The organism is Streptomyces sp. NPDC001450, assembly GCF_053597295.1.
Genome location: NZ_JBSFHY010000022.1, coordinates 141,658 through 160,431 on the forward strand (window position 1 = coordinate 141,658; position 18,774 = coordinate 160,431).

The 18,774-nt window shown below is 71.5% G+C and carries 17 protein-coding genes and 1 pseudogene; 6 read left to right on the forward strand and 12 right to left on the reverse strand.

Features of this window, described 5'->3' with window-relative positions:
• Positions 1-11: 11 nt before the first annotated feature.
• The gene (locus tag ACWC5O_RS24565) at positions 12-1,340 is read right to left on the reverse strand and encodes a DUF6716 putative glycosyltransferase (protein WP_450584000.1); all 1,329 of its coding nucleotides are present in this window, start codon (positions 1,338-1,340) and stop codon (positions 12-14) included.
• Positions 1,341-1,538: 198 nt separating this feature from the next.
• On the opposite strand from ACWC5O_RS24565, the gene ACWC5O_RS24570 reads away from it, so the two are divergent.
• Both ACWC5O_RS24570 and ACWC5O_RS24575 read left to right on the forward strand, forming a co-directional pair.
• The gene (locus ACWC5O_RS24570; protein WP_450584002.1) at positions 1,539-2,516 is read left to right on the forward strand and encodes a glycosyltransferase family 2 protein; all 978 of its coding nucleotides are present in this window, start codon (positions 1,539-1,541) and stop codon (positions 2,514-2,516) included.
• Positions 2,513-3,847, forward strand: coding sequence for an alpha-2,8-polysialyltransferase family protein (locus ACWC5O_RS24575; protein WP_450584004.1), 1,335 nt, complete (start codon positions 2,513-2,515; stop codon positions 3,845-3,847). Before ACWC5O_RS24570 ends, ACWC5O_RS24575 begins: the two co-directional genes overlap by 4 nt.
• 63 nt (positions 3,848-3,910) lie before the next feature.
• On the opposite strand, the pseudogene ACWC5O_RS24580 reads toward ACWC5O_RS24575, so the two are convergent.
• Positions 3,911-4,237: pseudogene (locus ACWC5O_RS24580) on the reverse strand (polysaccharide pyruvyl transferase family protein); the annotation flags it as partial.
• Positions 4,238-4,405: 168 nt separating this feature from the next.
• Complete coding sequence (locus tag ACWC5O_RS24585) at positions 4,406-4,666, reverse strand: hypothetical protein (protein WP_450584006.1); 261 nt, start codon at positions 4,664-4,666, stop codon at positions 4,406-4,408.
• A gap of 238 nt (positions 4,667-4,904) precedes the next feature.
• On the opposite strand from ACWC5O_RS24585, the gene ACWC5O_RS24590 reads away from it, so the two are divergent.
• Entirely contained in the window at positions 4,905-6,059 is a 1,155-nt protein-coding gene (locus ACWC5O_RS24590) for an acyltransferase family protein (RefSeq protein ID WP_450584008.1), read from the forward strand.
• Positions 6,060-6,159: 100 nt separating this feature from the next.
• Positions 6,160-7,134 carry a class I SAM-dependent methyltransferase gene (locus tag ACWC5O_RS24595; RefSeq protein WP_450584010.1) on the forward strand — a complete coding sequence of 325 codons (975 nt, stop codon included), beginning with the start codon at positions 6,160-6,162 and terminating at the stop codon, positions 7,132-7,134.
• Here the strand turns inward: ACWC5O_RS24595 and ACWC5O_RS24600 are convergent.
• On the reverse strand, positions 7,119-7,769 hold the full coding sequence (locus tag ACWC5O_RS24600; protein ID WP_450584012.1) for a TetR/AcrR family transcriptional regulator C-terminal domain-containing protein: 651 nt from the start codon (positions 7,767-7,769) through the stop codon (positions 7,119-7,121). The genes ACWC5O_RS24595 and ACWC5O_RS24600 overlap by 16 nt on opposite strands.
• A gap of 71 nt (positions 7,770-7,840) precedes the next feature.
• Here ACWC5O_RS24600 and ACWC5O_RS24605 point away from each other — a divergent pair, with 71 nt between their 5' ends.
• Positions 7,841-9,244 carry an FAD-dependent monooxygenase gene (locus tag ACWC5O_RS24605; protein WP_450584014.1) on the forward strand — a complete coding sequence of 468 codons (1,404 nt, stop codon included), beginning with the start codon at positions 7,841-7,843 and terminating at the stop codon, positions 9,242-9,244.
• 124 nt (positions 9,245-9,368) lie between these two features.
• Here the strand turns inward: ACWC5O_RS24605 and leuE are convergent, their stop codons facing one another.
• Positions 9,369-10,019: a leucine efflux protein LeuE gene (gene leuE / locus ACWC5O_RS24610; RefSeq protein WP_450584174.1), complete on the reverse strand. Its 651-nt coding sequence runs from the start codon at positions 10,017-10,019 to the stop codon at positions 9,369-9,371.
• 317 nt (positions 10,020-10,336) lie between these two features.
• Positions 10,337-11,917 carry an acyl-CoA mutase large subunit family protein gene (locus ACWC5O_RS24615; RefSeq protein ID WP_450584016.1) on the reverse strand — a complete coding sequence of 527 codons (1,581 nt, stop codon included), beginning with the start codon at positions 11,915-11,917 and terminating at the stop codon, positions 10,337-10,339.
• Between the two features lie 80 nt (positions 11,918-11,997).
• Between ACWC5O_RS24615 and ACWC5O_RS24620 the strand changes: the two genes are divergently transcribed.
• A complete protein-coding gene (locus tag ACWC5O_RS24620; RefSeq protein ID WP_450584018.1) occupies positions 11,998-12,828 on the forward strand; it encodes a L,D-transpeptidase family protein in 831 nt (276 codons plus the stop codon).
• A 217-nt stretch (positions 12,829-13,045) separates the two neighbouring features.
• On the opposite strand, the gene ACWC5O_RS24625 is transcribed toward ACWC5O_RS24620, so the two are convergent.
• The 6 genes from ACWC5O_RS24625 to ACWC5O_RS24650 form a co-directional block, all read right to left on the reverse strand.
• A complete protein-coding gene (locus ACWC5O_RS24625; RefSeq protein WP_450584020.1) occupies positions 13,046-14,131 on the reverse strand; it encodes a hypothetical protein in 1,086 nt (361 codons plus the stop codon).
• On the reverse strand, positions 14,131-14,793 hold the full coding sequence (locus tag ACWC5O_RS24630) for an RNA polymerase sigma factor (protein ID WP_389186640.1): 663 nt from the start codon (positions 14,791-14,793) through the stop codon (positions 14,131-14,133). The genes ACWC5O_RS24625 and ACWC5O_RS24630 overlap by 1 nt, the downstream gene beginning before the upstream one ends.
• Positions 14,794-15,125: 332 nt before the next feature.
• On the reverse strand, positions 15,126-15,920 hold the full coding sequence (locus ACWC5O_RS24635) for a hypothetical protein (protein ID WP_450584021.1): 795 nt from the start codon (positions 15,918-15,920) through the stop codon (positions 15,126-15,128).
• 108 nt (positions 15,921-16,028) lie between these two features.
• On the reverse strand, positions 16,029-16,661 hold the full coding sequence (locus tag ACWC5O_RS24640; RefSeq protein WP_450584022.1) for an RNA polymerase sigma factor: 633 nt from the start codon (positions 16,659-16,661) through the stop codon (positions 16,029-16,031).
• Between the two features lie 623 nt (positions 16,662-17,284).
• Positions 17,285-17,440, reverse strand: a complete 156-nt coding sequence (locus ACWC5O_RS24645; protein ID WP_450584023.1) for a hypothetical protein — start codon at positions 17,438-17,440, stop codon at positions 17,285-17,287.
• A gap of 791 nt (positions 17,441-18,231) precedes the next feature.
• Positions 18,232-18,624 carry an ArsR/SmtB family transcription factor gene (locus ACWC5O_RS24650; protein ID WP_450584025.1) on the reverse strand — a complete coding sequence of 131 codons (393 nt, stop codon included), beginning with the start codon at positions 18,622-18,624 and terminating at the stop codon, positions 18,232-18,234.
• Positions 18,625-18,774 lie beyond the last annotated feature (150 nt).

Genomic DNA, 18,774 nt, shown 5'->3' on the forward strand with positions numbered 1-18,774 from the left:
GATCCGGTCGCTCACAGCTCTCCCATTCGTCGGATCACGGGGGCCACGCGCTGCACGCCGTGGCGGTAGGCGCCGCGCGCGGCCCGGCGCACGATCTGGCGGACGGGTCCTGGCTCCTTGTCGACGGCGGGTGCGCCGGGCAGCGGGGCGCCGTCGGGGCCGAGGTGGTGGCGGGCGAGGATGCCGGGCAGATAGCCCGGCGCGGTCTCGGGTGTGTAGTAGGGCGTGAGGGGCGGCAGCCCCCCTGGCCGGTCCAGCAGCTTCGCGATGCGCTCGCGGGCCGCAGCGAAATGGGAGTCGTAGGAGCCTCCACCGGAGGGGTTACCCCCGGCAGCGACGCCCTGCCGGGCCACCCACTCCTCGTTCGGCGCCGGGCGGTGTCCGGCGTCGAGCTGGTCCCAGGAGGCGAGGCACCCGGAGCCGGTGAAGTGGTGGTTGCCGAGCACCTCGCGCACGCCGAGGTCGGTCAGGACGACCGTCGGGATGCGGCGGTGCAGGGCCTCCAGGGCGGCCGTGGAGCTGACCGTGACCAGCAGGTCGGTGCGGTCGAGCACCTCGCCCATGTGGCCGTACACCAGACGGAAGTTGGCGGGCACGTCCTTGCCCTGGACCAGCTTCTGGTACGGCAACTCCTCGATGTGGGTGGTGTGTTCACCCGGCTTGGAGCGCAGCTTCAGCAGCACCTCGCGCTCGGGGTGCCTGCGGGCGTGCTCGATCAGCCGGTTGAGCAGGTAGGTACGGTCCTTGCGGCTGTCCGGGACGGAGGGCTGGGCCGCGAACACGACCGTGTAGGGCTCGTGTTCACCGGTGTACGGCTCTCCGCCGAGGAAGGGCAGCGCGACCTCGGTCACCGCGGAGGCGTCGGCGCCGACTCCCTCATAGACGGCGCGGAAACGGTCCGCGTCGTGGCGGGAGTTGGCGAGGACGAGGTCCGCGCCGTGCCGCAGCAGCAGCCCGTCGGCGAGCTTCTCGTAGACGACGCCGACATAGCCGGTGACGACGACGGGACGCTTCCCCGAGCCCCAGGCGCCTCGCAGCCCGTGCAGCATCGCCTGCACACCGCCGCCGACCAGGGCGAGGACGAGGACGTCGTACGACTGCTCGCTCATGGCGCGCAGGAACTCGACGCCGGTCACCTCGCGGAGTGAGTCCGCTCGGACGCCGACTTCCTCGAGCTGGCGGGCGGTGGGGGTGGCTCGTCCCCGCAGGAGGTAGCCGTCGAGCCGGATCTCGGCGCCGGTGGGGGTGACGCGCTGCGCGGTGAGCGCGCCCCACTTCCACCGGGTGTCGGAATCCGCGAGGACGGCGACCCGCAGGGACTTCGTTGCACTGGCTGGCACGTCGAAGACGCTAGGAAGGCATTCCGAGGTTCCGCCCAACCTGAATGCAACAAACGGTTAACAGCACATCGCCGAATGGCGAATCAGGCCGTGATCCGGCCGGAAAAAAGCCCAGTTCACAGCTTCGCCACGCGTCGTTCACCTGGCATCAAGCCGACGGTCAAGACGAATGACGGGCTTCGTCCTAACGTCCCCCACGTGGTCAAGCTCTCCGTCATCGTGCCGTTCTACAACGTGCAGCAATACGCGCCCGACACCCTGAGGAGCCTCAGTGCGAACGCGCGTGAGGACTTCGAATTCATTCTCGTCGACGACTGTTCCCGCGACGGGACACCAGAGATTCTCGCGCGCGCGGAGCGCGAGCTGCCAGGCGCGGTCTTGGTCCGGCACGAGAAGAACGGAGGGCTGGCGACCGCCCGCAACACCGGCATCGACCGGGCGCGCGGCGAGTACCTGACCTTCCTGGACGGCGACGACTGGCTCGCCCCGGGCTACTTCCCGAAGCTGGTCGACGCCGTCGAGGGGCTGGGCTGCGACTTCGTGCGCACCGATCACGTGCAGTGCACGGCGCGGGCGCGCACCGTGCACCGGGTGCCGGTCGGCCGGCGGAACGTGGTGCTGAACCCGCGCGAGGCGATCCTGCCCGCGGACCGCTCCACCTCCGTGGACTACGCATACGCCTGGGCGGGCGTCTACCACCGCCGGCTGGTGGACAAGGGGCTGCTGCACTTCACCGACGGGCTGCGCACGGCCGAGGACCGGCCGTGGATCTGGAAGCTGCACCGGGAGGCGGAGTCCTTCGCCGCGGTGAGCATGCTCGGCGTGTTCTACCGGCGCGGCGTGGCCTCGTCACTCACCCAGATCGGTGATGTCCGGCAGCTCGATTTCATTCGCGCGTTCGATCAGGTGATCGCGGAAACCGCCGCCGACCCGGATGCCGACGTGCTCCTGCCGAAGGCCGTGCGTACCTATTGCGCCATCATTTCCCATCACCTGGGATCCATCGAAAGGTTCGAGCCCGCGGTGGCGAAGAAACTGAAATCCCTGAGCGCCGGGGCGCTGCGGCGCATGCCGCAGGACGTGCTGGACGAAGCCCTGGACTCCATGGACCTGCAGCGCGCCACCAGGCTGCGCCGGCTGCGCCGCCGTCCCGCTCCGACGGGGGTCGCCGCGTGACCACCCAGATCTTCCAGGCGTCGACGCTGTACGGCACGGCGACCATCGCCGCCGCCCTGGACTCGGGCTGCTTCGGCCCGGCCGGCCGGCGCATCCTGCTGGTCTGCAACAACGCCGCGACGCCCGAGACCACGCCCGGCCTGGACGAGATGCCCGGCTTCGAGCGGCTGCGCGAGCGCTTCGACGACGTGATCTCGTACAACGAGACGATCTTCCCCTTCCACCCCGGCGGCTGGGCGCCCCGGGTGGACGACATGCCGCTCTGGGAGCGGTATCTGCGCCACGAGTGGCAACTGGGCGACGACGACGTGGAGTTGGCCGTCGAGTCGATCCAGGTCAACCCGTCGCTGGCGCTCGCCCAGATCTTCACCGGCGCCCCGGTCACCGTCTACGCCGACGGTCTGATGAGCTACGGCCCGACCCGCAACAAGATCGACCCGCTGGTCGGCACCCGCGTGGACCGGGTGCTCCACCTCGACCTGGTGCCGGGCCTGAAGCCGCTGCTGCTCACCGAGTTCGGCGTCCCGGGCGAGATCGTGCCGACCCAGGCCTTCACCAAGGTGCTGGCCGAACTCGCCCCGCTCGGCGACGACCTGCCCGAGATCGAGGAGCCCGCGCTGCTGCTCGGGCAGTACCTCTCCGCGCTGGACATCCTCACCGCCGAGCAGGAGGAGAACCTGCATGTGCGGATGCTGAAGGGCGCGGTCGCCCTCGGGCACACGAAGGTGGTGTTCAAGCCGCACCCCACCGCCCCGGCCCGCTTCACCCGCACCCTGGAGCAGGAGGCGGAGCAGCTCGAGGTGGAGCTGACCGTGCTGGACACGCCGGTCCTCGCCGAGGTGGTGTACCAGCGGATGCGTCCCGCGCTGGTCGTCGGCTGCTTCTCCACCGCGCTGCTCACCGCCTCCGCGCTGTACGGCGTGCCGGTCGCCCGGGTCGGCACCGATCTGCTGCTGGAGCGGCTGACGCCGTTCGAGAACAGCAACCGGGTGCCGGTCACCGTGGTCGACGCGCTGCTGCCCGAGCTGGGCGACCGCGAGGCCGTCACCGAGCAGCGCCGGGGCATGGACGTGGAGGCGCTGGGCGCGCTGGTGCGTGCGGTGGGCTTCGCGATGCAGCCGAAGATCCTTCCGAGGCTGCGCGAGGAGACCGAGCGGTACCTCGCCCGGAACCTGAACCCGCACACCCTGCGCTACTTCAAGCGCAAGCGTCTGACCTCGCTGGCGCTGCCCGGCGGGGTACCCGCCCAGCTGTCGTTCATCCCTCGCAACGCCACGGTCCGCCGGGTGGCGCGCAAGGCACGCAACCTGCGCCGGGTCGTACGCCGCTGAACCCCACCCCCCGCTCGCCGGCCGCCCAGGGCGGGCCTGTCACGGGCCCGCCCTTTCGGCTGCTCAGCGGCCCAGGATCGGGCGGATCCGGGCCGCGTTCTCCTGCGTGACCTTCCACAGCAGCTCCTGCCGGTCGTGCACGTCGGCGACGGTCCGGCCGTGGTGGTCCAGGATGTCCAGCGCCCGCTCGGTGAGCACCGCGCCCAGGTTCTTCTCGTGGACGGAGACATCCCACTCGGGGCGCTCGATGTCGCTGAGGAAGTACGCCGTCTTCGGGTGCGAGATCAGGCTGATGATGGGCGTGCCGACCCCGAAGGGGATCATCCCGGCGCGCCCGCGCATGCCGATGACCAGGCGGGTCTTTGCGTACGTCTCGCGGATCTCGTCGCTGGGCGCCGGGCACCAGGCGGTTGCGCAGCGAGTGCTTCCAGTCGCCGGAGACCCCGCCGAAGACGAGCCGGGTGGCCCCAGTCGCCGAGGGTGTGCAGGGCCAGGCCCTAGGTAAGCCGTCGATCCGGGCACGCATCGAACTCTCGCCCACGCGCCCGGAGTCGGCGATCAGGCAGATCGACTTGCCGGCGATCTGGTTACGGAACTCGCCGAGGCTGATCCACTGACGTCGGTGGCGGGGCCACGGGCGAAGTCGGTGGCGCGCGGGCACTGGCGCTGCAGCAGGGCGAGCAGTTCGCGCTCGCGTTCGGCGGCGCGGCGCAGGCCCGTGATCCGGGCGGCCACGCCGAAGCCGTCCTCGTCGGTCAGCTCCAGGTAGCGCTCGTAGGCCTGGACGGCCTCGCGCGCTCTCCTGGTTTTGCCAAGCAAATACGGTGTTTACGGCGGCATGCCGTGGGTTTGCGAAAGCGTGGGGGTGGATGGAGAAACCAGGAAGCCAAAGCGACCACCGGGTTAACGAATCCGGCCAGTTAAGAGAATGGTTAGACCGTCAATCACTTCATTCCTGTGATTCCGCCAGGTGACGGTGGAACGGCTCCCTCGTGCCGGGGACTTTCACAAAAGAACCCGAGATGATCAGCGGATCGTCGGGTAGGCGCCGAGCATCATGGCTGCTTCGTCCCCCGCTCTCGCCACCGCTCCCGCTCCCCCCGCACCCGCACCGGCTCCCGCCCCGTCGCGCCGGGGCCGCCTGCTCGCCCTGGACGGCCTGCGGCTCGTGGCCGCGCTGATGGTCTGCCTCTACCACTACGCCGGACGCGGCGGCACGGTCTCCGCGTCCTGGCACGAGACACCGGCCCGCCTCTTCCCGACCCTGTCCCAGGTGGCCGCCTACGGCTGTCTCGGCGTCCAGTTCTTCTTCGTCATCAGCGGTTTCGTCATCTGCATGAGCAGCTGGGGCCGCACCCTCGGCGACTTCTTCCGCTCCCGCGTCGCCCGCCTCTACCCCGCGTACTGGGTCGCTCTGGCGCTCGTCACCGGTGCGGCCCTCGCCCTGCCGGCCGTCGTGCACCCGGTCCGCCTGGACGAGTTCCTGGTCAACCTGACGATGCTGCAACAGCCCATGGGCGCCCCGCGCGTGCTGGGGGTGTGCTGGACGCTCTGGGTCGAGGTGCGCTTCTACGCGCTGTTCGCCCTCCTCGTCGTCCTGCGCGGGGTCACCTACCGCCGGGTGGTGCTGTTCTGCTGCGTGTGGACGCTGGCGGCGGTGGTGTGCCGCACGTCCGGCAACGCGCTGACCGACCAGCTGGTCATGCCGGACTACGCCCCGTTCTTCGTCGGCGGTCTCGCCCTCTACCTGATCCACCGCTTCGGCGGCGACCTGCTGCTGTGGGGCATCGTGGCCGTCTCCTGGCTGCTCGGGCAGAGCAACGCCACGCGCGGGCTGTGGCACACGGGCGCGCACGGCGACTTCGTGCGCAGTCCGTACGTCATCCTGCTGATCGTCACCCTCGCCTTCGCCGCCGTGGCGGCCGTGGCGCTGGGCTGGACCCGCCGGGCCGACTGGCGCCGGCTGGCCACGGCCGGCGCGCTGACGTACCCGTTCTACCTGGTCCACGAGCACCTGGGCTGGTTCGTGATCCGGGTGCTGCACCGGGGCCTCGGTCTGCCCGCGTGGCCGACGCTGGTGGCGACGGTGCTCGGCATGCTGCTGCTGGCGTGGCTGCTGCACCGGTTCGTGGAGGAGCCGCTCGGTCCGCGGCTGAAGCGAGCGCTCCGTGGCCGGAAGTTGGGCAGCCGTTCATCTCGCCTTGGGTTTTGAACCGGCCCTGGGGGCAGGCACCGTAGTGCCCCGCCCCCCGCGCCACAGGCTGCCCGCAGAGATCTCACAGACTGCCGTACCGAGGGAGTGCCTCCGCCTCATGGCCACCATCCAGGAAGCGACCCGACCGCCCCACCGTCTCGACGACGTGCCCGGCTGGTTCCCGGTGCTCGACCAGCTGCTCTTCGACTGGTTCCTGAACCGGCAGGAGGCCGGGGGAGCCCACGGCGACCTCCTGGAGGTCGGTGTCTACATGGGCAAGAGCGCGATCTTCATCGGCCGGCACCAGCAGCCGGGCGAGAAGTACACCGTGTGCGACCTCTTCGAGGGCGACGCCGCGGACGACGCCAACCGGGCCGAGTCGACCAAGTCCTACGGCGCGCTGACCCGGCGCGTCTTCGAGGACAACTACCGCTCCTTCCACGACGAACTGCCCCGGGTGCTCCAGGGGCCCAGCTCCCTGGTGCCCGACGCGGTCGAGGCTCGCTCCTGCCGGTTCGTGCACATCGACGCCTCGCACCTGTACGAGCACGTGCACGGCGACATAGGGGCGGCCCGCGACCTGCTGCAGCCCGACGGCATCGTCGTCCTCGACGACTTCCGCTCCGAGCACACGCCCGGTGTGTCCATAGCCACCTGGGAGGCCGTGCTCAACCGGGGCCTGCACCCCATCCGCCTGAGCACGCAGAAGCTCTACGGCACCTGGGGCGATCCCGAGCCGGTCCAGGAGGCGCTGCTGGACATGGCGCGGGAGCGGTCCGACTGTCACCTGAGCGTCCAGGAGGCCGCGGGGCACCGGATCGTCCGCCTGAAGTCCAAGGGGATGGCCGCGCCGGCGTTCCCGCCCTCCAAGCACGCGGTGGCGGCGAAGGCGCCGGAGCCGACACCGGCCGCTGTGTCCGTGCCGGCACCGGAACCGGCACCCGCTCCCGCGGCGCCGCCCGCCCGGCCCGCGCCCCGGCGTGGCAGCCGGGTCCGCCGGGTCGCCGTGGACCTGTTGCCGCCGGTCGTCACGCGGGCGATCCGCAAGGCGCGCGCGGCCCGGAGCCGACCGCTCGCTCAGCCGGTCCCGTAGCGGGCTTCGATGCCCGCGATCACCAGCGCCAGCCCTTCCTCGAACTGCTCGTCGTAGTCGTCGAAGAGCACCTTTCCGGCCTCGGCCGCGAGCGGGAAGTCGGCCATGCGCCGGGCGCGTTCCTCGATGTCGTACCCCTCCCGGCGCTCGCCCGGGAGGGGCTGCACGCCCTGTTCCTCGGTGACGAACCCGATGGTGAACATGCTCGCGGTCCGCGCCGCGTTGACCGCCTGCGCCAGGGTGAAGCCGGCGTCCGTCAGGACGCGCAGGTGCGCCTCCATCTCCCGGGCGTGGTCCGTCCCCGTGAAGCGTGAGCCGCTGAAGACCTTGGCGCCGTCGCGGTAGCCGAGCAGGGCGGCGCGCAGCCCGCGGCTGGTCCCGAGCAGCCGCTCCTGCCAACTGTCGGCGGGATCGAGCGCCAGGCCGGCGACCATCCGCCGGTACATCTCCGTCGCCATCTCGTCGAGCAGCGCCTGCTTGTCCTTGAAGTGCCAGTACAGCGCCGGGGCCTTGACGTCCAGCTCCTTGGCGATGGCACGCAGGGTCAGCCCGTCGAGGCCGACCTCGTTCAGCAGCCGCAGCGCCGTGTCCGCGACCCGCCGGCGGTCCAGGGGCGCGCGTCGTTCCGTACTCACGCTTGACAGCTTAACAGCGTTAAGGGCACTCTCATGGGCGGCAGCACTTAACATCGTTAAGGAGAATTGTGATGGATGTTCTGATCGTGGGGGCCGGCCCGACCGGCCTCACCCTCGGCATCGACCTCGCCCGGCGCGGCGTGGACGCGCTGGTCGTGGAGCGCGCGGAGGGGCTCTTCCCCGGCTCGCGCGGCAAGGGGATCCAGCCGCGCACCCAGGAGGTCTTCGAGGACCTCGGCGTGCTGGACGCGATCCGCGCGGCCGGCGGCCCCTACCCGGCGCGGATGATCTGGAAGGACGGCGAGCGGCTCGGCGAGCAGCCGATGTTCGAGCCGGTGGAGGCGGACGAGGGTGCGCCGTACACCGAGCCGCTGATGGTCGCGCAGTGGCGGACCCAGGAGGTCCTGTACGCGCGGCTGGTGGAACTGGGCGGCGAGGTGGCCTTCGGGCGCGAGGTGACGGGTCTGGAGCAGGACGCGCAGGGCGTGAGCGTGCGGTTCGCCGACGGTACGGCCGTCCGTGCGCGGTATGTCGTCGCGGCCGACGGCGGGCGCTCGGCGGTACGGCGCGCGGTGGGCGTGGGCATGGCCGGGGAGACGGTCGACCCGAGCCCGTTCCTGGTGGCGGACGTGCGGGTGAAGGGGCTCGACCGGGAGTACTGGCACACCTTCCCCGGGGCCGACGGCACCGGCGTGGCGCTGTGCCCGCTGGCCGGCACGGACGTCTTCCAGCTGGCCGGGAAGCTCGCCGAGGGCACGGAGATCGACCTGTCCCTCGACGGCATCCGGGGGCTGGTCGCCGCGTACACGCACCTCGACGCCGAGGACGTCACCGAGCTGCACTGGGCCTCGGAGTTCCGGCCGCGCACCGGACTGGCGGACCGGTTCCGGGTGGGCCGGGTGTTCCTCGCGGGCGACGCGGCCCACGTCCACTCACCGGCCGGCGGGCAGGGCCTGAACACCAGCGTCCAGGACGCGTACAACCTGGGCTGGAAGCTGGGCGCGGTGCTGCGCGAGGGGGCTCCCGAGGCCCTCCTCGACACCTACGAGGAGGAACGGCGCCCCAACGCCGCGGCCATGCTGGGCCTGTCGACGGGCGTGCACCGCGGGGAGGTCCAGCGTGGGAAGGCCACGGTGCAGCTCGGGCTGGGCTACCCGGAGTCGTCCCTGACCGAGGAGCTGCGCACCGCCCCGTCCGAAGTCCGGGCGGGCGACCGGGCCCCCGACGGCACGGTGGACGGCGTACGCCTCTTCGACGCGTTCAGGGGGCCCCACTGGACGCTGCTGACGCTGGGTGCGGAGGTGCCGTCCGGGGTACCGGAGAAGGTCCGGGTCGTCAGCGGCCCGGCTCCCGGAGGGTACGGGACCGGCCTGTTCCTGGTCCGTCCGGACGGCTATGTCGGCTGGGCGAGCAGGACGGCCCAGGGACTGACGGAGTACGCGGCGCGGACGGGAGCCTTCGCAGCCGCCCGGTGAGGCGAAACCACCCAAGGGGCGCGGGGCTGTATCGATGTACGGCTCCACCGCGGGGCGCGACCAGCCGCCACCCACCCGCACCCGGCATACGGCCCCGCCTCGTCGGCCAAGTCCCGGCGAAGCGTCACGCGCCGGCGAGCGACAGCTTCACCGCGAACCCGAGGAACAGGGCGCCCGCCGCCGAGGTGGCCGTCGCGGACAGACGCTTGCGGCGGCGGAAGGCGGCGGCCAGGCGGGTGCCGCCGAATATCAGGGCGCTGAGATACAGGAAGCTGGCGAGCTGCGCGAAGGCGCCGAGGACCACGAAGGACAGCGCCGGGTAGGCGTACCCCGGGTCCACGAACTGCACGAAGAAGGCGACGAAGAACAAAATCGCCTTGGGGTTGAAGATGCTGACGACGAGGGCCCGCCGGAAGGGCCGCTCCTCGGCCGACGCGACCGGCGCGGCCTCCTCGACGGCCTGCTCCCGCCGGCTCCGCCACATCCCCCACGCAGCCCGCAGCATCCCGATCGCGAGCCAGGTCAGATATCCGGCACCGGCGTACTTCACGATCCCGAACAGCACGGCGTTCCCCTGGAGCAGCGAGGCGACTCCGGCGGCGGACAGCGTCATCAGCACGGTGTCCCCGCACCACACTCCGGCAGCGGCGGTGTAACCGGCCCGCACACCGCGCCGGGCGGCCACGGAGAGCACGTACAGGGAGTTGGGGCCGGGCAGCAGGACGATCAGGACGAGGCCGGCCAGGTAGGTGGGGAGGTCGATGACGCCGAACATGAGGAGGAGTGTCGCACGGGGGTACGACACTCCGGCTCGGGGCGGGTCAGTGTAGACATCGACCTTGGTGGCCGTGCCGTTGGTCCAGTTGGAGGAGGCCACCCCCAAGACCAGACGGAAGACGTGCGGGGCGTAGCAGTCTTTCTCGACGAGGGCGTCTCGGGAGTCGGCGTCGACAATGACCAGGTCCGGCACCGCGTAGTCCTCGCTCCTCCCAGAGCCAGTCGGCAGCATCGGAAAGCGACGACTCGTGCAGCATCACAGCCACGGCACCCTCCTTTCGGGAACACCTCCACGAGATCTACCGGGGACACGGTTCAGAAAGCATCCGCCGGCACATGACTCCCCCACACCTCCCGCAGCGCGTTGCACACCTCCCCCACCGTCGCCCGCCCCCGCAACGCCTCCCTCATCGGATACAGCACGTTCTCCTCCCCCTCCGCCGCCTTCTTCAGCGCGGCCAGCGCCGAGTCCACCGCCCCCTGGTCCCGCTCGGAGCGCAGCCTGGTCAGGCGTTCCCGCTGGCGTGCCTCGATGGCGGGGTCGACGCGGAGCGGCTCGTACGGCTCCTCCTCGTCCAGCCGGAAGCGGTTGACGCCCACGACCACCCGCTCCCCGGAGTCCGTCTCCTGGGCGATGCGGTACGCGTTCCGCTCGATCTCGGCCTTCTGGAAGCCGCGCTCGATCGCCGCCTCCGCGCCGCCGAGATCCTCGACCCTCCGCATCAGGTCCAGCGCGGCCGCCTCGACGTCGTCGGTCAGCTTCTCCACGGCGTAGGAGCCCGCGAACGGGTCCACCGTCGCCGTCACGTCCGTCTCGTACGCCAGAACCTGCTGGGTGCGCAGGGCGAGCCGGGCCGCCTTGTCCGTCGGCAGGGCGATCGCCTCGTCGAAGGAGTTGGTGTGCAGCGACTGGGTGCCGCCCAGCACGGCCCCGAGGGCCTGCACCGCCACCCGCACCAGGTTCACCTCCGGCTGCTGGGCCGTCAGCTGGACCCCGGCCGTCTGGGTGTGGAACCGCAGCATCCAGGACTTCGGGTTCCGCGCGCCGAAGTCCTCCTTCATCACCCGGGCCCAGATCCGGCGCGCGGCACGGAACTTGGCGACCTCCTCCAGCAGCGTCGTACGTGCCACGAAGAAGAAGGACAGCCGGGGTGCGAAGTCGTCCACGTCCATACCGGCCGCGACCGCCGTCCGCACGTACTCGATGCCGTCGGCGAGGGTGAAGGCGATCTCCTGCGCGGGGGACGCTCCCGCCTCGGCCATGTGGTAGCCGGAGATCGAGATGGTGTTCCACTTCGGGATCTCGGCCGTGCAGTACTTGAAGATGTCGGCGGTCAGGCGGAGGGAGGGTTTCGGCGGGAAGATGTAGGTGCCCCGGGCGATGTACTCCTTCAGGACGTCGTTCTGGATGGTGCCGGTCAGGCGGTCCGCCGGTACGCCCTGCTCCTCGGCCACCAGCTGGTAGAGCAGGAGCAGCAGGGCCGCCGGGGCGTTGATCGTCATCGACGTCGAGACCTTGTCCAGCGGGATGCCGTCGAACAGCACCCGCATGTCCTCGATCGAGTCGATCGCCACGCCGACCTTGCCGACCTCGCCGTGCGCGAGGGGCGCGTCGGAGTCGTGGCCCATCTGGGTGGGCAGGTCGAAGGCGACGGACAGACCCGTGGTGCCGTGGGCGATCAGCTGCCGGTAGCGCGCGTTGGACTCCACCGCCGTGCCGAAGCCGGCGTACTGGCGCATGGTCCAGGGGCGGCCGGTGTACATGGTCGGGTACACCCCGCGGGTGTACGGGTACGACCCCGGTTCGCCCAGCTTCCCCGCCGGGTCCCAGCCGGTGAGGTCCGCCGGCCCGTAGACCGGCTCGATCGGCAGCCCCGACTCCGACTCACGCGCCATGGATGCCTCCGCAGTACGGTTTGTCCCTCCTCACCATGCCCCGTAGTTCGGCGGCGGTCACGCGGGGAAACATCCCCGGCATGAGGATCCCGGGGAGACCAGCCGTCCTACTCGTCTCGGCCGCCGCCCTCGCCGCGCTCTGCGGCTGCACCGTGCAGCCCCCGGACGCCGACGGCAAGCACCGCCCGCCGGTGCGGGTCCAGCTGCCCTCCAGCCGCGCCCCAGAACCCACCCGGACGGCCGAGAGGGCACCCACCGCCAAGCCCGCCCGGCCCGCGCCCCGGGTGCTGTGGTCGCGCGGGGACAGCGGCCCGGGCGTGCGAGAGCTACAGGCCCGGCTCCGCCAGGTCGCCTGGCTGTTCGACGGGCCGACGGGGACGTACGACGATCTGACCGAGCAGGCCGTCCGGGGCTTCCAGGGCAAGCGCGGGCTGCCGCGGACCGGTGAGCTGGACACCGTCACCTGGCAGCGGCTGCTGGCCATGACGCACCGGCCGGGGCGGTGGGAGCTGTACCTGATGGGCGGGCAGCCGGCCGCCGCGCCCGACCCGCGCTGTCTGACCGGCCGGGTCCTGTGCGTCAGCAAGACCAGCCGGACGCTGCGCTGGATGATCGACGGGCGCACGGTCGAGACGGTGTCCGTCCGCTTCGGCACCCAGTACACCCCCACCCGCGAGGGTGTGTTCCACGTCTACTGGAAGTCACGGCACCACGTGTCGACCCTGTACCACTCCCCGATGCCGTACGCGATGTTCTTCAGCGGCGGCCAGGCGGTGCACTACTCCTACGACTTCGCGGCACGCGGGTACGCGGGCGGTTCGCACGGATGCGTCAACGTGCGGGACGAGGCGGCGATCGCGCGGCTGTTCGCACAGGTGAGGATCGGCGACAAGGTCGTCGTCTCCTGGTGAGGAAGCGGGGCGCGGGCGGGACCGGGGGAACGTGTCCCGCCCGCGCCAGGTGCACGAGCCGCGGGTACGGGGGGAACCCCGGCTCAGTGCTACGGCCGATGACCAGTCGGCTCACTCAGTACTGCGTCGCGGGGCCCGGAAACGTCACACCCCTCGCGAAAGAATTTTGGCGATTTACAAAACCGCAGGTCACAGGCGGGGTAGGCGCGGGCAGAGCTCAGAGCGCGGTGTAGGACGGGCTCGGCGAGGGCACCGGTCCCGCGGCCTTCCGGTCCGGGCCGAGGGGTGCGAAGGCCGAGGGTGCGGGGCTGGCGGCGCGGCCCCGGCGGTCGTGGCGGTGGCCGTGGCCCCGGCCCGGGTGACCGTCGTCGTCACCGCCCTGGCCGTTCCCGTCGCCCTTGCTGTCGCCGTCGCCGCTTCCGCGGCCCTTGCCGCCCTCGTCGTCACCGCCGGTGCCCTTGCCCGTACCGCCGGAGCTGTACTGGCCCGCCAGGACGGTCTTGCAGTACGTGGTCACCCGCGAGGAGCCGCCTGCCAGGCTCTCCAGGACCCGCCTGCGGTCGGAGCCCAGCTCCTTGCCGTCCCTCAGGTCGCGGCAGGCCGCGCCCGCGACCTGCCACCAGGTGCCGGGGGTCCCGGAGGCGTCGCCGGAGCCGGGCGTGGCGCCCGGGTGCGTGCCCTGGTGGGTGGCCCCGCCGGACGGGTCGAGGGATCCGCTCGTGCCGCCGTCGGGCGCGTCCGTGCTCGGGAGGATGCCCTCGGGGGACTGCGGCGTGGGTGAGGTGTGCGGCTGCCCGGGGCTCTGGGCGGCGGAGACGGAGGAGGTGGGATCCGGGTGGTCGTCGTGGAACGGGATCGGCAGCACTCCGCTGCCTGCGGCCATGGCGACCCCGCCGAGCATGCCCGCGGCCACCGCCGCGGCGAGCGCGAGGCGCACCGGGCGGGCCCAGCGCGGTCGGCGGGTGCGGATTCCGGTACGGGTCGGGGCGCCGATGCGGACCAGGCCCGCGTCGGAGACGCGCGCGGGCGGGCCGGAGCGCCCGGCGGGGATGCCGTCGCCGTGCGCGGCGGCGGTGCGTTCGGCCTCGGCCGCCTCGCGGGCCTTGCGGAACGCGGCCAACGCGGCCTGCTCACCGGCGAGTTCACCGGTCGCGGGTGCCGCCTCGGCGGAGAGTGCGCCCAACGCCTTCGCGAGCCGTTCCGCCTGGTCAGAGGAAGAGGCGTCGACGGCTTCCAGCGACTCACCACGCAGCAGACGTTCCGCCATATCACGGGTAAGCCACTTGTTGTGCTCGTCGGCCATCACATGTCCTTCTGCGTCCTCGCACGCGTATGCGTCACAGTTGCGGACGTCACCGCACGACCACGCGGTTCTCGCTGGGGAGGGAGCGCGTCGAGCGCGCCCGCCGATTCCGGATCGTCACCGAGCAGCTCCGCCAGCCGCTTCAGACCGCGGTGCGCGGCGGTGCGTACGGCGCCCGCGCGCTTGCCGAGGGTCTCGGCGGCGGACTTGGCGTCCAGGCCGACGACCACGCGCAGCACGACCGCCTCGGCCTGGTCCTGCGGAAGCCGGGCGATGAGCGAGAGGGTGCTGTCGGTGGCCAGGGCCTCGATGGCCTCGCCGGCCGTGTCGGACTCGGCGGCCCGGCCGGTCAGTTCCGTCTCGTCGCCGCCTATCGCGGGGCGGCGGCCGCGCATCCGTATGTGATCCAGGGCGCGGTTGCGAGCGATCCGGGCGGCCCAGCCCCGGAAGCGGTCCGCGTCACCGCTGAACCGGTCGAGGTCCCGGGCTATCTGCAGCCAGGCCTCCGACGTCACGTCCTCGGCGTCCGGGTCGCCGACCAGCGTGCGTACGTATCCGAGCAGCCTCGGGTGCACCGCGCGGTACACCGTACGGAACGCGGTCTCATCCCCGTCCTGTGCCGCACGCACCGCGGTGGTCAGCTCCGCGTCGTCCCCCAGCACCGCACTCCCTTTACGCCTGTCTTCGGTCGGCGCGAAAGGCACGTTACGGCGTGAAACCTCTCCCGTCCAGGTCGGTAGAAGATGCAACTAACTCGTGACGTGCTCAGGTGTGACAGAAAACGCACTCACGACGCTGAAGGAAGTACGGGCCGCACGGCGGCCCGTGAGCGCGACGGCCGGGGCCTCTCCTGTGGGGGGTGGCGGCCCCGGCCGTTGCCCTGACGTCTCACGGCGCGGTCGACCTGACGTCCGACGGCGCGTGAATGCGCACGTCGGCGGGTGAATCCTCACGTCGACGAGTGAATCCTCACGTCCGGCAGTGGAGGACGACGTTACTTCTTCGCGCCGGACCTACCGGGGATGGCGGAGTCAGCGGCCTTTTCGCCCACCTTGCCGCTGTTGTCACCATTGCTGCTGTTGCCGCTGTTGCCGCTGCCGGAACTACTGTTCCCATTGCCACTGTTGCGTGTCTTGTCGCCCTTGTCGCTGTTCGCACGATCGGCGCGCGCGATCCGCTCGGCGCAGTAGTCGGCGACGTTCTCCTGGCCGCCCGCGGCCGCGACGAGCCGGTGCCAGGCCGTCGCGTCCAGGGCCTTGCCGTGGTCCTTGACCTGCTCGTAGGCGCGGCAGTGGGCCAGGGTGTCCTTCGCGGTGGGCGGGTGGTGGGGGCGCGCCGAAGTGCCTGCGGACCCGGGAGCGGGCGGCTCCGCGGTCGACTGTCCCGGGGCGCTCGACGAGGGCCCCTTCTGCTGCCCGTCGTCACCCTTCCCGGATCCGACGGAGTCGATCGCGGCGAAGGCGACGCCGCCCAGCGTGACGCTCGCGAGGAACACCGAGAGCGTGGCCTTCAGCGAGAGCCGGGCGCCGCGCGCCTGCCGGGGCCTCCAGTCGTCCCGGCGCCTGGTCCGCAACGCGTGCGCCCCGGAGTCACGGGCGGCGCGGAACGCGGCCACGGCGCGCTGCTCCGCCTCGGAGTCGATGCCACCCGGGGGTCCGCCCGGGCTGAGCGCCGCGGCGAGCCGCGCCTCGAAGGCGATGTCCCGGTCGGCCGGCGCCGGCCCCAGGACGGTGCCGCCAGGGTGCCCGCGCCGGCGGCCGGGCTCGTCGCCGCTGTGCCGTTCACCCATGTCCGTTCCCGATCCTGTTCCTAGTGCGGCCCGCCCGGCGTCCCGGATCTGCCGGGGGCCTCGCCCCACTGCCTCTGCAGAATCCATACGGCTGGCGGCCGTCAGCGTTCATTTCGACTCCCCCAGCGTCCGGGAGCCGTCATCCGTCACACCTGAGTCCGCCGGGTCCTGGACGCCCAGCTGGCGGGCGAGCCGTTTCAGCCCCCGGTAGGCGGCCGTACGGACCGCGCCCTGGCGCTTGCCGAGGACGCGCGCGACGGAGGGGCCGTCGAGGCCGACGACCACCCGCAGCAGGACGGCCTCGGCCTGGTCGCGCGGCAGCGACCGGACCAGTTCCAGGGCGCGCTCGGTGGAGATGGACTCCAGCGCCTGGTCGTGGGTGCTGTGCGGCCCCGGCAGTTCCAGTACGTCCTGTTCGAGCGCTGTCCCCCGGGGCCGTACCCGCTGCCTGCGCAGGTGGTCCAAGGCCCGGTGCCGGGCGATGGTCGCGGTCCAGCCGCGGAACCCGGCGCCGTCTCCCCGGAACCTGCCGAGGTCGCGGGATATCTCCAGCCAGGCGTCGGACGCGACGTCCTCCGCGTCCTCGCCGACGAGGCCGCGCAGATAGCCGAGCAGGCCCGGCTGCACGATCCGGTAGGCCACCGCGAAGGCGTTCTCGTCACCGTCCTGGGCCCGTGCGACGGCCGCGCCCAATTCCCCGTCGTACGCCTGTACGCGGCGGGGTTCCCTTCCGTGGCCCAAGAACCGTCCTCATCCGTACCGAGCCCGGGCCGTGCCCGCGCTCGCCTCGAATCCGCATCGTGCGACACGGCCGCCCGTGTCCCACGCCCCACGGTCATCAGCGCCGGAGCTCACAGATTTGTCACAGTCGGCGGCGGGCTCCTTGTCACAGCCTGCTGCGGCCTCGCCGGTCACCCCCCGCGGCGGCGCCGTCGGCCAATGGCGATACGCGGATGCGCACCGGGCCGTATCCACCCCATGATCTGGTCCATCGTGGCGCGTGGCACGGACACACAACCCGCGGTCGCGCCGTTCCCGTTGACGCGCAGGAAGATGCCGGCACCGCGACCGGGCGTGGCGGGCCTTCACGGTGATGAGCTGGGTGGCGTCACCCGGGGATGCGGGAACGGGGAAGTTCGGGGTGGCGAGGGCGGCGGGCGGGGCGGTGGCGCGTCGCGCGGTGGCGGCCGTACCCGGGACGGCACTCGGCGAGGCGGAGGCGTTGCCCTTGGCCGTGGCCTTGCCCTTGGCCTTCGTCGAGGCGGAGGCCGAGCCCGAGGCCGAGGGGGAGCGTCGGGACGACCGAGGCGGCGAACCGGACTCTGCGCGCAAACCGCCGTCCCGACCGCTGGAGTGCGCGCCGGTCAGCCTGCTTCGCGGCGCGCCCGCTCCCGGTCGGCGCCGCCCTTGCGCAGCCCGTCGATCAGGAAGTCCACGCCCCGCAGGCTGCGCTCGCAGTAGTCCGGTGGCAGCCGGGTGCGGGCGGTGGCACGCATCTCGCCCGCCGTCGCGCAGGTCACTTCACCCCGGACGGCAGAGCCACACGCCCGCTGAACACGCCGCGGTCGTCAGCCCGTACCTCCTGACTCACCGTGATGTCCCCCCCTGGAACGGCACTCACTGCCCCGCAGGGCGAACGTCCACCCCTCTCGGCGCCCATGGCCTCCCGGGCGCGAGCGGCGAACTGCGCGGCGGTCTTCGGCTCCGGCCTCGCCTGCGGTGTGGCCTTCGGCTCGGATCCCGCCTGCGCCGGCTTCGAAGAAGTGCGCCGACCCGCCGGCCTCCGCTCGCCGTCCTGCGCCGAACAGCCGGCCGACACGGCCACGGCAAGCGCGACCGCCACAACACCGACGACACGGCGCCCGCTCGGGCAGAGGGATATTTCGATTCCGGGCAGCACGAATCAACCCTGCAACAGAGATTGCGAGTTCGATGGAGGCCCGGTTATGCAGCAACCACGGAAAGGACGGCGAGCGTGCGGATGAAGCGGCGCGAACAGGGCAGAGCGGGCTCAGTGCCGGATGTCCAGGGTCCTCGCCCATGCATGGCGCGGCGTCTGACACGAAGACAAACAGGCCCGGCCAGAAGACTTTCGGCGGGCCTCTTCAGTTCCTCTCGCACGCGGTCATCAACGGTGGCAAGGACATCACCCTCGGCACCAGCGGCAAGAAGTCTGTGACGGTCACTGTTCGAGCATCGACGGCATCACCGGATCCCTGGGCACGGACGACGATCCCGACCGCACTGAGTCGGCGAGCACGTTGGGCGGCGCTGTCGCGTCTGTCGTCATGTGCAACTTCCTTGATCGGTTTTACACCACTCCTTGCGCAGACCTGGCTGAAGTTCTGACTGGCGCTGTTGCCTGCAGCGGGGCTATGTCGGTCTGCTGGAGTTCCGCCAGGAGCTGGTTCCGCCCGGCCAGAAGCTCAGTCAGGATGCGGCGGGCTGAGCGCAGGAGTTCGGCTACATCGCCGCCGGCGAGTTCGTACTTGACGGTCGATCCCTCTCGTGTGGACACGACGATGCCCGCACGGCGCAGGACCGCCAGCTGCTGCGAGAGACTCGAAGGCTCGATTTCGATATCGGCGAGCAAGTCCCGCACCGGGACCGGGCCGTGCTGCAGCAGTTCCAGGACCCTGATTCGCGCCGGGTGTCCGAGCATACGGAAGAACTCTGCCTTGGCTTGGTAAAGAGGGACTTGCACAGCACTCTTCCTGCCTGTCGAGGTGGCTTCTCGTGTCGCGGTGGCGCCCTGAGGAGTCCGGCGGTCGCCAGGGCCGCGGCGAGCGCACAGCACAGGGCGAGCAGGATCGCGTACGCGCGTCTCATCTCACGCACTCTCCTTCACGGTGTC

Coding starts and splice junctions, on each gene's coding strand:
- leuE (WP_450584174.1), bottom strand. CDS start 10,019: ATGTTCGGCGTCATCGACCTCCCCACCTACCTGGCCGGCCTCGTCCTG.
- ACWC5O_RS24620 (WP_450584018.1), top strand. CDS start 11,998: ATGAGGATCCCGGGGAGACCAGCCGTCCTACTCGTCTCGGCCGCCGCC.
- ACWC5O_RS24595 (WP_450584010.1), top strand. CDS start 6,160: ATGGCCACCATCCAGGAAGCGACCCGACCGCCCCACCGTCTCGACGAC.
- ACWC5O_RS24625 (WP_450584020.1), bottom strand. CDS start 14,131: ATGGCCGACGAGCACAACAAGTGGCTTACCCGTGATATGGCGGAACGT.
- ACWC5O_RS24615 (WP_450584016.1), bottom strand. CDS start 11,917: ATGGCGCGTGAGTCGGAGTCGGGGCTGCCGATCGAGCCGGTCTACGGG.
- ACWC5O_RS24590 (WP_450584008.1), top strand. CDS start 4,905: ATGGCTGCTTCGTCCCCCGCTCTCGCCACCGCTCCCGCTCCCCCCGCA.
- ACWC5O_RS24605 (WP_450584014.1), top strand. CDS start 7,841: ATGGATGTTCTGATCGTGGGGGCCGGCCCGACCGGCCTCACCCTCGGC.
- ACWC5O_RS24635 (WP_450584021.1), bottom strand. CDS start 15,920: ATGGGTGAACGGCACAGCGGCGACGAGCCCGGCCGCCGGCGCGGGCAC.